At 59.5% G+C, this 11,804-nt stretch carries 13 protein-coding genes; 8 read left to right on the top strand and 5 right to left on the bottom strand.

The genetic code is table 11. The features are described 5' to 3' along the window. Positions 1–18: 18 nt before the first annotated feature. Together cysZ and AAHA41_RS01850 are read left to right on the top strand one after the other, a co-directional pair. Positions 19–783: a sulfate transporter CysZ gene (gene cysZ, locus AAHA41_RS01855; RefSeq protein ID WP_108612952.1), complete on the top strand. Its 765-nt coding sequence runs from the start codon at positions 19–21 to the stop codon at positions 781–783. Between the two features lie 144 nt (positions 784–927). Beyond that, positions 928–1,542: a trimeric intracellular cation channel family protein gene (locus AAHA41_RS01850; RefSeq protein WP_033115777.1), complete on the top strand. Its 615-nt coding sequence runs from the start codon at positions 928–930 to the stop codon at positions 1,540–1,542. An 85-nt stretch (positions 1,543–1,627) separates the two neighbouring features. Here AAHA41_RS01850 and AAHA41_RS01845 read toward each other — a convergent pair whose 3' ends face one another. From AAHA41_RS01845 to AAHA41_RS01830, 4 genes are all read right to left on the bottom strand, one after another. Then, positions 1,628–1,879: a lipoprotein gene (locus AAHA41_RS01845; RefSeq protein ID WP_041208149.1), complete on the bottom strand. Its 252-nt coding sequence runs from the start codon at positions 1,877–1,879 to the stop codon at positions 1,628–1,630. Between the two features lie 49 nt (positions 1,880–1,928). Continuing rightward, positions 1,929–2,474: a YcbK family protein gene (locus AAHA41_RS01840; RefSeq protein WP_033115779.1), complete on the bottom strand. Its 546-nt coding sequence runs from the start codon at positions 2,472–2,474 to the stop codon at positions 1,929–1,931. A 163-nt stretch (positions 2,475–2,637) separates the two neighbouring features. Beyond that, the gene (locus AAHA41_RS01835) at positions 2,638–4,122 is read right to left on the bottom strand and encodes a L,D-transpeptidase family protein (protein ID WP_104015431.1); all 1,485 of its coding nucleotides are present in this window, start codon (positions 4,120–4,122) and stop codon (positions 2,638–2,640) included. A 211-nt stretch (positions 4,123–4,333) separates the two neighbouring features. Then, positions 4,334–4,615: a hypothetical protein gene (locus tag AAHA41_RS01830; protein WP_323069639.1), complete on the bottom strand. Its 282-nt coding sequence runs from the start codon at positions 4,613–4,615 to the stop codon at positions 4,334–4,336. A 165-nt stretch (positions 4,616–4,780) separates the two neighbouring features. Here AAHA41_RS01830 and AAHA41_RS01825 point away from each other — a divergent pair, with 165 nt between their 5' ends. The 5 genes from AAHA41_RS01825 (at position 4,781) to AAHA41_RS01805 (ending at position 10,264) form a co-directional block, all read left to right on the top strand. Next, entirely contained in the window at positions 4,781–5,326 is a 546-nt protein-coding gene (locus AAHA41_RS01825; RefSeq protein WP_033115781.1) for a hypothetical protein, read from the top strand. 53 nt (positions 5,327–5,379) lie between these two features. Beyond that, a complete protein-coding gene (locus AAHA41_RS01820; RefSeq protein WP_042032891.1) occupies positions 5,380–6,387 on the top strand; it encodes a glycosyltransferase family 2 protein in 1,008 nt (335 codons plus the stop codon). Further along, positions 6,387–6,758, top strand: coding sequence for a GtrA family protein (locus AAHA41_RS01815; RefSeq protein WP_033115783.1), 372 nt, complete (start codon positions 6,387–6,389; stop codon positions 6,756–6,758). The genes AAHA41_RS01820 and AAHA41_RS01815 overlap by 1 nt, the downstream gene beginning before the upstream one ends. Further along, positions 6,758–7,924, top strand: a complete 1,167-nt coding sequence (locus tag AAHA41_RS01810) for a hypothetical protein (RefSeq protein WP_033115784.1) — start codon at positions 6,758–6,760, stop codon at positions 7,922–7,924. The genes AAHA41_RS01815 and AAHA41_RS01810 overlap by 1 nt, the downstream gene beginning before the upstream one ends. 228 nt (positions 7,925–8,152) lie before the next feature. Beyond that, positions 8,153–10,264 carry an alpha-amylase gene (locus tag AAHA41_RS01805; RefSeq protein WP_323069635.1) on the top strand — a complete coding sequence of 704 codons (2,112 nt, stop codon included), beginning with the start codon at positions 8,153–8,155 and terminating at the stop codon, positions 10,262–10,264. A gap of 68 nt (positions 10,265–10,332) precedes the next feature. Here the strand turns inward: AAHA41_RS01805 and AAHA41_RS01800 are convergent, their stop codons facing one another. Then, the gene (locus AAHA41_RS01800; protein ID WP_323069633.1) at positions 10,333–10,959 is read right to left on the bottom strand and encodes a glutathione S-transferase; all 627 of its coding nucleotides are present in this window, start codon (positions 10,957–10,959) and stop codon (positions 10,333–10,335) included. Positions 10,960–11,127: 168 nt separating this feature from the next. Between AAHA41_RS01800 and AAHA41_RS01795 the strand changes: the two genes are divergently transcribed. Then, positions 11,128–11,772 (top strand): response regulator transcription factor, encoded by a 645-nt coding sequence (locus AAHA41_RS01795; RefSeq protein WP_033115787.1) that lies wholly within the window; start codon positions 11,128–11,130, stop codon positions 11,770–11,772. Positions 11,773–11,804 lie beyond the last annotated feature (32 nt).

Raw genomic sequence — 11,804 nt, 5'->3', positions numbered from 1 at the left:
TGCACAGATGGAGCTCATATGAGCCAATCACCCCATATGGTCAAAGCATCAATCAGCGGTGCAGATTACTTCCTGCGCGGTTTTTCCCTCATCCGCCAGCCCGGCATCCGCACCTTCGTGCTGATCCCCCTGCTGGTCAACTTCGTGCTGTTCGCCGGCGCCTTCTATGCTCTGCTGTTGCAACTCGACGGCCTGTTCGCCTGGCTGCACCAGCAGATCCCGGCCTGGCTCAACTGGCTGGACTACCTGCTCTGGCCGATCGCCCTCATCACCATACTGGTGGTCTTCTCCTTTATCTTCAGCTCGGTCGCCAACTGGATTGCCGCCCCCTTCAACGGCCTGCTGGCTGAAAAGGTGGAGCAGATCCTGACCGGCGAGGCGCCCAACGACAGTGGCATGCTCGATATCGTCAAGGATGTGCCGCGCACCTTCGGGCGCGAGTGGAAGAAGCTCAAATACTATCTGCCCAAGGCGATCGGCTGTCTCATCCTCTTCCTTATTCCCGTGGTCGGCCAGACTTTAGCCCCCGTGCTCTGGTTCCTGTTCAGCGCCTGGATGATGGCGATCCAGTACATCGACTATCCGTTCGACAACCACAAGATCGACTTCATCACCATGCGCGATGCCTTGAAGCAGCGCCGTGGCCAGTGCCTCAGCTTTGGCGCTCTGGTGACCCTCTTCTCTGCCATTCCGGTGGTGAACCTGTTCGTGATGCCGGTCGCCATCTGTGGCGCCACCGCCATCTGGGTCGATCACTACCGGCAGGAGCAGCTGCGCCGCTGATCCTCAAGCAGTGATTAAAAAGGCACCTATCAGGGTGCCTTTTTGCTTTTTCGCATGAATTAAAATAATGGATATATTGCTTTGCTTGTCCCATATAGTCCGAGTTGTTAGGATGCTCGCCTTTCTCGTACCCTGGGATATCTCATGTTACATGCACTCTTCTTGCTGGGCCTGGTGGCCGAAGGGATGACTGGTGCGCTGGCAGCGGGCCGGCGACGGATGGATCTGTTTGGTGTGGTGATCATCGCCTCGGCAACCGCCATCGGCGGCGGTACCATCCGCGATGTGCTGCTGGGGCACTATCCCCTGCTCTGGGTCGAGCATCCGGAATATGTGCTGCTGGTCGCGGGCTCGGCCATGGCCGGGGTCATCTCGGCGCCGCTGATGCGCTACCTCGGCAAGCTCTTTATGGCGCTCGATGCGCTAGGTCTGGTGGTCTTCTCCATTTTCGGCGCAGCAAGAGCGCTGGAGATGGGACATGGCGCCGGCATCGCCTGCATCATGGCGGTCGTGACCGGGGTCTTTGGCGGGGTGCTGCGGGATCTGCTCTGCCAACGCATTCCACTGGTGTTTCGCCGCGAGCTCTATGCCGCCATTTCCCTCATCACGGCAGCCCTCTACTGCCTGGCGCTGGATCAGGGGCTGCCGACCAACTGGGCGGCCTTTGGAGCGATTGGCATCGGCTTTGTGTTGCGCCTCCTGGCAGTTCGCTTCAAGTGGGGATTGCCCACCTTCAACTACCAGTACGCAACCCACTGAGTACGCCAGCTTTTGACGAGAGCGTCCGGATTGCGGACAACAAAAAAGCGCCGGTATGGCGCTTTTTTCATGGGCTCTTGCAGCCTCAGTTAATCCCTTCCGAACTGAAGAAGGTTGCCTTGTCGGCGATGAAACGGATCTTGATGTTCTTGCCATCACTCCCCCAGATACAGCTGGTGGTACCCAGTGCATCGTCACAACGCTCGGCTTTGCCAAGAATGGCGCTGGCCTCGGCGTAGCTCATCCCCATCTTCAGTTTGTCGTAGTTGTCGCGGTTGAGCTTGCTGCAACCGGTCAATGCCAGGGCTATCAGGATCCCCGTTACCAGACGTTTCATCTGTCTCTCCTCTCTCAATCATTGGAGCCTAACAGGTTGGCCCGGGTGCTCACCAGCTTCGTACAGGGCCGGTGTCGAGGTGAACAAAGTTGTCATGGGGGTAGTAGCCGACGCCACCGACCTTGAGATGGAGCGCAGCCTTGCGCAGATTGGCCAGCTGCACGCCGGGAATGCGCACATCGACCGCCTGTCCCAGGGTGTGGTAGCTATGCTTGGCAACCCCGCGGCTTCTGCGGCGCTTCTGGCGATTGGTCGCCGGCGCCCGATAACCGGAGATGAGCTGGATCTCCCCTCGCCGCCCCAGTTTGTGCTGCAGCAGGAAGAGCTGATCGAACAGCTTGGTATCTATATCGAACACTTCATTGCGACGATAGTCGCGGAAGATATGGTTCAGTTCGGCCAGCCCGTCATTCAGATAGCGGCCATTTTCCCAATAACTGACCCTTGCCCGCTCACCGGTGTTGAGATTGAAAAAGCTCAGTTCACGACCGGTAGTACTGCGGCTTGCCAGCGCTGGGAAAGAGACCAGCGAGCTACCCAGCAGGCAACCGGCTCCCAGCAACAGGCGACGACGACTTATCTCTTGTTCCAGCATAAGGGGTCCGTCCATCGCAGATTCAAGCGACATGGTTGAATAAAGATTGTTCAATGAGTTCGGTTCAGGCGCTTGAAACTACCTCCCGACCGGGATCATGTCAAACCTCTCTCGCCCATGAAAAAGCCCGGCCGGGGCCGGGCTTTTCACTCTGTGGCTGGGATCACAGCAGACGGCTCTGGAAGCTGACCCGATCAAATCCGTAGATGTCGTTGCGCAGTTGCTGACGACCATCTTCGTCAATCCAGCTGCTCCAGTAGACAGTAAACACCGGGATCGGCTTGGTCAGCGGCAGCCACTTGGTCTCGCTCTCCTTGAGGATCGACGCCACCTTGTCCGGCTGGTAGCGGGAGTCAGCCAGCAGCAGTTCGGCTAGGTCATCGGCATGCTCGACCCGGATACAACCCGAGCTGAAGGCGCGAGCCCCCTGCTCAAACAGGGATTTGCGCGGAGTCGAGTGGAGGTAGATGGCCTCGTTGTTGGGCAGGTAGAACTTGTAGCGACCGAGCGCGTTGTGATCGCCCGGCTTTTGCCGCAGACGATAAGGGAAACCGGCGGCCAGCGCCTGGCGCCACCCCTCTTCGGTGAACTGGACCGGGTTGCCCTCACCATCGATCACATCGAACTGCTCACGACTCAGATAGGCAGGATCGCGACTCAGCTTGGGCAGGATATCCTTGCTCAGAATGGAGCGCGGCACATGCCAGGAGGGGTTGAGCACGATGGAACGAATTTCGCTGGCGAGGATGGGCGTAGCACGCTGCTCCTTGCCGACGATGACCCGGCTGGTAAAGACCTCGTTACCGGACTCCACCACGCTCAGGCGATAGTCAGGAATGTTGACCAGTACATAACGGGGCTTGCTCAACTGGTCGACCAGATCACGGCGCCAGAGGTTACGCAGCAGCAGGCTGGCACGAACTTGCGGCCCGGTATTGAGCCAGGAGCGGGTCTGACGGCCGATCACGCCGTCGGCGGTCAGACCGTGACGACGCTGGAACTGCTTGATGGCCTGCTCGGTATCGGCGTCATAGATGGCATCGCCGTGCCTAGGCGCGCTATCTCCCAGCTCGTTGAGCATGGTGCGGATCTGGCCAAGCTCGTCAGAGCTCTCGCCGGCACGCAGGGTCGGCATGTCGAGGGTGGGCCACTTGTTGGCCATCGGCATCGCCAAAAGCTTGTGGACCTTCTCCCGAACCGCATCATATTCAGCCACCTGAGGGCGCAGCGATTTCACCTGAGTGAGCAGGTCATCATCGCTTGGCTTGGTGACCACGGGACGGTTCAGATCGAACTTGAGCGTCTTCATCTGCTCCCGGGAGACCAGATCCATCGAGCGCCAGGCATACTGAAAGCGACTCAGCTTGGCGAACGCTTCATCATAGATAGCGCCCCGCGCCGCAGCAGGGGTTGCCTGCATCCGTCGCCAGAGCTTGAAGAAATCGGGATGGAGCTGGGCAAGTACCGCTTCCTGCAGCTGCTGCTCCAACTCGATACGGGCCTGTTCGGCCTTGCTGCCCTGATACCAGTCATGCTGGGTTTTGCTGGCAGCGACTACCACCTGTGCCTCGGCCGCATGCACTACTCCGGCAGGCAAACAGCCAAACCAGACCAGATTGGCAAGGGCCAGCCAATACTTCATCCCCATGGATACCTCAAAACGATGTGTTCACTCTGTCAGACCCTCTGGTCCGGCTGCTCATGATGCGTGAATGGCTATCACTTTGCCAGCACCCCGGAACATAGCGCCACCAGATAATTTCATTGTCATTGATTGAATCGCAATCGGCCAATTCACCCGTCGCTGCGAGCGGAAGAGCCAGCATCCGACCGCCAATCGCCATATAAAAGCAAGGTGCTCACCAGTGCTGCACCGACATGCGTAAAGCCGCTACAGAGCAGGTGGTCAGCCGGTGTGTGATAACCACGCCCTGGCTAATGAGGTCAGCCCGCAACGCTCCAGGTTTATCGACTGCCACCTCGACCGACTGAAGGGGTAAACCGGTAAAAAAGGGGCTCATATCAGTGCTATTGGAACTATCAGTAACGCCAGTGACGCCATCCGCAAGAAAATGACGCAGCAAACAGCACCCTTTTCTTATGCCAAAGAGAAGCATTCCTTTGTAATCAGCCACTTCCATAATGTTTGTTTTATCAACAAACAGTCGCGTAGGGTTTGGAGCATCGAGCAAAAGGGGTTAATATGTGACCAAATATTTTTTTGTGATCCACTATGCTTTTTTTGCAATTGGATTAGCATATGCGCGAGATCTGCCTACCAATTTCAGTCAGGCGTAGAGAGTGATATGACGTATAAAAAGTTTGGTTTTCTGACCGCCATCCTGGCGCTGAGCGGTTTCTATCTTTACACCCTCTATCTGGCGGCTCACCCTAACGTGAGTCTGGCCTACCGACTCTATTATCTGGAGGGGAAAACCCGTTTTTGGGAACACAACTCCAGCATGACCTATCTGCCGGGCAACGAGCTCAACCTCACCAAGCCGAGCCGTTTCCTGTCGAGCGAAGGCTGGGCTAAAAAGCCGAGCGAGGAAGGCACCCAGCTGAGCGGCAAGGGCGGCCTCTACTTCGTGCTGCCCAAGCAGGCTGCCAATCCGGAAGAGCTGACCATCCACGCTCGCGTCAACAGCCCGCAAGCGGGGGCTCTGCTGCAGGTGGCGCTCGGTCACGACTTTACCACCACGGTCAAACTGGCCAAGGCCGGAATTAACGAAATCCGCCTCAGCCTGCCGGGGGATTCACTCACCGCAGATCCCAAGCGCCCCAATTTTCTGGCGCTCTCGGCACCAACCCCCATCAACGTTCAATCAGTGCGCCTGACCGTTGCCCAGTGATATTTGCCCTGAACACCGTTTTATAAAAACTACTATCCAATAAGGACGTTCTTATGTCGTATCCAGATTTTCGACTCTCTCTGGTCGTTCCCGTTTACAACGAGGAAGAGAGCATCGATGCCTTCATCAACGCGATAGACAACGAACTGGCCCCGCTGAAAGACCAGCTTGAAATTGTATTCGTCAACGATGGCAGCCGTGATCGCACCCGTGAAGTGGTCGAGCAGGCCATCGCCCGCGATCCCCGCGTAACCCTGGTCAACCTGGCCCGCAACTTTGGTAAAGAAGCAGCCCTCACCGCCGGTCTGCATCAGGCCAAAGGGGACGCCATCGTGCCGATGGACGTCGATCTGCAGGATCCTCCCGCCCTGATCCTGGAGTTCGTCAAACTGTGGCAAACCGGTGACTACGACACCGTCTACGGCATCCGCGTCGATCGCAGCGCCGATACCCCGATGAAGCGCCTGACTGCCGGCGGCTTCTACCGCTTCTTCAACGCCCTCTCCACCAGCACCAAGCTGCCGGAGAACGCCGGTGACTTCCGTCTGATTGACCGCAAGGTGGTTGAGGCTATCAAGCAACTGCCCGAGCGCAACCGCTTCATGAAGGGGCTGTTTGCCTGGGCCGGTTTCCGTGCCGTTGGCGTTCCCTACGAGCGTCCCGCCCGTCATGCTGGCGAGACCAAGTTCAACTACTGGAAACTGTGGAACTTCGCCCTCGACGGTCTGCTCAGCTTCTCCAGCTGGCCGCTGCGGGTGTGGAGCTACGTGGGCGTGAGCGTCTCGCTGGTTGCCTTCCTCTACATCCTGAAAATCATCACCCAGGTGCTCTTCTTCGGTATCGACGTCCCGGGTTATGCCTCTCTGATGTCGGTGGTGCTGTTCCTCGGCGGTATCCAGCTGCTGTCCCTCGGTATCATCGGCGAGTATATCGGCCGCATGTTCGTGGAAGTGAAACAGCGCCCTGTCTACCTTATCGAGGGAGTCTACGGCCAGTACGCCAAGGAGGCGGGCAACAAGCAGGATGACGAGCAACAAGAGCAGCAGGAGCAAGCGTCCTGATGATCTCCCGCGAGGAATTCTGGCGGCTGGTTCGTTTCGGTTTTGTCGGCGGGGGGGCTACCCTCGTCGATCTGGGCACCTCCATCGCCCTGTTTCACACCTGGCCAACCATCTCCGAACATCTGGTGACGACACTGGCTTTTGCCGTCGCCTTCTGGTTTTCGTTCTTCGGTCACCGTTACATCACCTTCCAGAAGCAGGGAGCCGCCAGCAAGTTTCTGCTGGTCGCCCTCTTCTCGCTGGCGGTGCGTAACCTGATCCTGAGCGGTCTGCTGTTTGCGGGTCTCTCCGGTCTCGTCCCGGTGGTTATTGCCACCCTGACCGTCACTGTACTCACCTACATCCTCTCTCGCGTCTGGGTTTTTGCCTGATGAATGACATGACCAATACCGCTTCCCTGCCCGGGGACAGCCTCCCCTATCGCCCCTCACTGCGCATCAGCGGCCGTGACTGGCTGATGATCATTGCCGCCTTCGTGCTGAGCCGCGTTGCCCTCTATGGCATGGGTTACTTCGGTGTCCAGCTCTATGGCACTCCCGGTATCGGGCCGCTGCAGGCCTATTGCCAATTCGACTGCGTCTGGTTCCAGCGCATCATCGAAAACGGCTACGACCTCTACCCGCGCTGGCTGAGCAAGGGCAATGCGGCCAACTGGGCCTTCATGCCGCTCTATCCGATGGTCTCAGGCGCCATCTCCAACCTGCTCAATGTCGAGAGTCTGATCGGCCTCATCATTGTCGCCAACGCCTCCTTCTTCGCCAGCCTGCCGCTGATGCTGCTGGTGCTGCGCCAGCTCAAGCTGGGTGACGATACCGCCCGTTTCGGCGTCTGGCTGCTGGCCTTCTCCCCCTTCTCCGCCTACTTCGTCTCCGGTTATACCGAGTCGACCTTTATGGCGCTGATGCTGGGGATGTTCCTGTTTGCCTACCGGCAGCAGTGGCTGATGGTGGCACTGCTCGGGGTGTTCATCTCCGCCACCCGCAACCTGGGTGTGATGATGGTCTTCCCGGTGCTGATCCTGGCGCTGCAGGCTTACGGCTGGCGCGAGTTCTTCCGCTTCACCGAGCGCGCCTTCAAGGTGGTCTTCACCCTCTGGATGATCCCCTTTGGCCTTTTCGCCTACATGCTCTACCTCTATCACCTCACCGGTGATGCGATGGCCTTCAAGCACATTCAGGTGGCGTGGGGCCGTTATATGGACAGCCCGCTGGACTGGTGGCTGAGCGGTTTCGAGCTGGGTGGTCGCAAGGCCTACCTCTCCATCATGGTGATCTTCGGTTGGGGTCTGAACCTCTATCTGTTCAGCCAGAAGCGCTGGGCCGAAGCGACCCTGATGTTCATCTGCTGCACCATTCCGCTGATGACCGGCCTCAACGCCATGCCGCGTTACATGTTCGGCCTCTACCCGACCATGCTGGCGCTGATCCTGCTGACCCATCGCTGGCCCGCCATGCGCCCGGCAGTGCTCTGCATCAGCGGCATGGTTGCCTCCTTCATCGCGGTGGCCTTCGTCAACTTCAAGTTCTTCACCGTCTGATATAACGGCGATGTCTGAAACCTAAAATGCCGGTCAACTGACCGGCATTTTTTATGGCCGCTCTTTTTATCGGCTGTGTTCCCCTGCCACTCCTCGTCACACTTTGCTCGGCTTGAAAACGTAACCATTTGAACTGATGTCACAAATCGGCATTTTGCCGATCCAAGGCTCTCTTTGCTCCTCCTAGAATGGGCCCTTGTCCGAACTGCCCTGCTCAAGGAATGGCTTATGCGTTGCGCTCCCAACTTGTCCCCTCTCTGGCTCGCCCTGCTGGCCAACCCTCTGTTGATCGGTCAGGCCATGGCCGCCCCCGAGGTACACCTCTATGTGGATGGTCAGCCGGTAGCGACTCCGATCGCGCTGGACAAGGGGACGGTCGAGCTGACCCACACCCTCGCCAAGGGGGGCCACCAGATCCGCATCAGCGACGCGGGCAACAGTTGCGGTACCAGCTTTGGCCCGAGCGAGAGCAAACCGCTCCCATTCGGCACCGCCCAGCCCATGGACAAGTGCAGCAAGGGGCAGAGCTTTAACCTGCGCGTGATGCTGGCGGGGGATTATCAGTTCACCTTCAACCCGGATACCCCCAGCCTCAAAGTGCTGCGGGCGACCAAAAAGAGCGAGTTCAAGCGCCAGCCGCCGGAGGAGCCCTGCATCAGCTGGGATGGCGGCCCGGTTACCGTATCCCTGAAAGGAGTCTGGCCCGACGGCACCCAACTGCGGGATGCCTACTCCGGCCAGCAAGGGGTGGTCAAGGGCGGCAAGCTGACCCTGACGCCGAGCAAAGAGAGCGGCGGCCTGCTGCTGCTTGAGCCGGTCAAGGCGGCCAAGCCAGCGCCATTCAGCTGGGATCAGGCGAGCGTCTATTTCCTGCTGACCGACCGCTTCAACAACGGCGATCCCGCCAACGACCACAGCTTCGGGCGCCAGAAGGATGGTCAGGATGAAGTGGCCACCTGGCACGGCGGCGACTTCAAGGGGTTGACCGCCAAGCTCGATTACATCAAGCAGCTTGGCATCAACGCCATCTGGATCACCCCCATGGTGGAGCAGGTGCACGGCTTCATTGGCGGCGGCGAGCAGGGCAACTTCCCCTTCTACGCCTATCACGGCTACTGGGCGCTCGACTTCACCAAAATTGACCCCAACTACGGCGACGAGGAGAGCCTCAAGACCCTGGTGGACGAGGCCCACAAGCGCGGCATGCGCATCATCCTCGACGTGGTGATGAACCACGCCGGTTACGCCACCCTCGCCGACCTGCAGGATTTGGGGCTCACCGAGCTGACCCGGAACACAGACAAGCTGCCGACCGTCTGGAACCAGTGGCGCCCGAGTGGCGGCCTCAACTGGCATGGCTACAACCAGTTCATCGACTACCAGTCGCCGAAGTGGGACAAGTGGTGGAGCGGTGACTGGGTGCGCGCCGGTCTGCCCGGTTATCCGCAGCCTGGCACCGACGATGTGACCGGCTCGGTGGCGGGGCTGCCGGACTTCCTGACCGAATCCACCAAGCCGGTGGGGCTGCCGCCATTGCTGGCCGCGAAAAAAGACACCCTCGCCAAGACGCTGCCCAACGCCACCGTGAGCGACTACCTCATTGCCTGGCACACCGACTGGGTGCGCCGCTTTGGCATCGACGGTTTTCGGGCCGATACCGTCAAACATCTGGAGCCCGAGGTATGGGCCCGCCTCAAGCAGGCTGGCACAGCCGCACTCAAGGAGTGGAAAGCCGCCAACCCGACCAAGAAGCTCGACGACCTCCCCTTCTACATGGTGGGCGAGGTGTGGGATCACGGGGTTGCCAAGGATTTCTGGTATCAGAACGGCTTCGATTCGCTGATCAACTTCGACTACCAGCGCGAGTTCGCCCTGCCCCAGGCCCAGTGTCTGGCCAGCGCCGAGCCCACCTATGCCAGCTACGCCAGCCGCATCAATCAGGACCCCGAGTTCAACGTGCTGAGCTACATCAGCTCCCACGACACCAAATTGTTCTTCGGCGACTATCAGGACGTACCGCTGCAGCGCCGGGTTGCCAGCAGCTTTATGCTGCTGCCGGGCGGTATCCAGATCTACTACGGCGATGAATCCGGCCGGGGGCTCGCCAAGGATGGCGGCGTGTTCGATCAGGCTCTGCGCTCGGACATGAACTGGCAGGAGCTGGCCGGCGGCGAGAAAGCCGAGCTGGTCAAGCACTGGCAGCGACTCGGCCAGTTCCGTGCCGCCCACCCGGCGGTAGCGGCGGGCAGCCACAAGAAGCTGGCCGACAGCCCCTATGCCTTCGTGCGGGAGAAGGGGGATGACAAGGTGGTTATCGTGTTCGCCGGCCGGGAAAAATAGAGGCGAAGAGGCTGAGAAAACAAGAGAGGGGAGCCAGTGGCTCCCCTCTCTTTTGCACGTCTATCGGCTTACTGCGTCTGGCGTACAGCCGCCGGCCACTGCAGGCGCGCTTTGACCAGGGTCTCCTGCCACAACGGCCAGGCCAGCAGTGCCTGCTGATAGACTCCCGCCTGACCGGGCAACTGGATACCATAGCTGGCCAGCCGATAGGCCATCACCGCATAGAAGGCGTCGACAATACCCGCCTCGCCAAAGTAGAAGAGGCCCCGCGCCTGCGACCAGATCTCCTGCAAACGGGCCAGCTCGCCCACAGCCTCAACCGGCGGCTCGCTGCGGGTCGGTGCACCGAGGAAGAAGGGGAGCAGAGTGCGGATCTGGCGAAAACCGGCGTGCAGCTCGGCGCAGAGGCTGCGAGCCAGAGCCCGCTCGGCCTGAGATGCGGGATAAAGCTGGCGATCGGGGCACAGCTCGTGAACATATTCGGCGATAGCCAGCGAGTCGTGTACCCGCACGCCATCGTGTTCGAGCCAGGGCACCAGCCCGGCCGGCGCCACCCGCTTGAGCCGCGCCAACGACTTGGCATCTTCCAGATCGAACACCTGCTCCTGCCATGTCAGGCCGCTCATGGCCAGTACCAGTGCCGCCCGCATCGCCCAGGTGGAGCCCGTGCCCACCGTCAATACCAGAACTCCCATCTTTGCCTCCTGCAGGGACTTGCGCTTTACGCCCCGTCGGCCTCTTGGCACGACATCCGGCGCCCGCTTCACATTTGCGCACAGGCAGGTTTGACCCTCCCGATGAGCGATGCTAGTTTGATTTTTCAAAACAATCAGTTAGCAACCATGTGAGCCATTAACTGAGATATGGACAGCCAATTTACCATCGTCATCGCAGATGACCACCCCCTGTTTCGGGGCGCCCTCTATCAAGCGGTGCACATGGCCATCAACGATGCCCATCTGCTGGAAGCGGACTCCATCGACAGCCTTACCCACCTCCTCGGCGAGCATCCGGAGGTCGACCTGCTGCTGCTCGATCTCAAGATGCCGGGCGCCAACGGCTTTGAAGGGCTGGCTCACCTGCGCGGCCAGTATCCCGACCTGCCGGTCGTGGTGGTATCCGCCTCGGAAGATCCCGCCATCATCCAGCAGGTGCTGCGCCTTGGCGCGCTCGGCTTCATCCCCAAATCGGCGCCGATGAAGGAGCTGGTCACCGCCCTCAATACGGTGATCGGGGGCGATAACTGGGTACCGGAGGGGATCTCGCTCCACCCCGAATCGGAAGATGGCCCCGATTTCGCCAGCAAGCTGGCCAGCCTTACCCCCCAGCAATACAAGGTGCTGATCATGCTGCGCGACGGCAGCCTCAACAAGCAGATTGCCTGGGAACTCAACGTCTCAGAAGCCACCATCAAAGCCCATATCACGGCGATTTTCCGCAAACTCGGGGTCAAGAACCGCACTCAGGCGGTCATCGCGTTGCAACAGATGGATATCAAGGAGGGTTGAGCCCTCCCATCTTGCCAGCAACTTATCTGCCG

The sequence above is a fragment of the Aeromonas sp. SER genome, assembly GCF_038739615.1.
GTDB lineage: Bacteria > Pseudomonadota > Gammaproteobacteria > Enterobacterales > Aeromonadaceae > Aeromonas > Aeromonas jandaei.
This window is presented reverse-complemented; position numbering and strand designations above follow the sequence as displayed.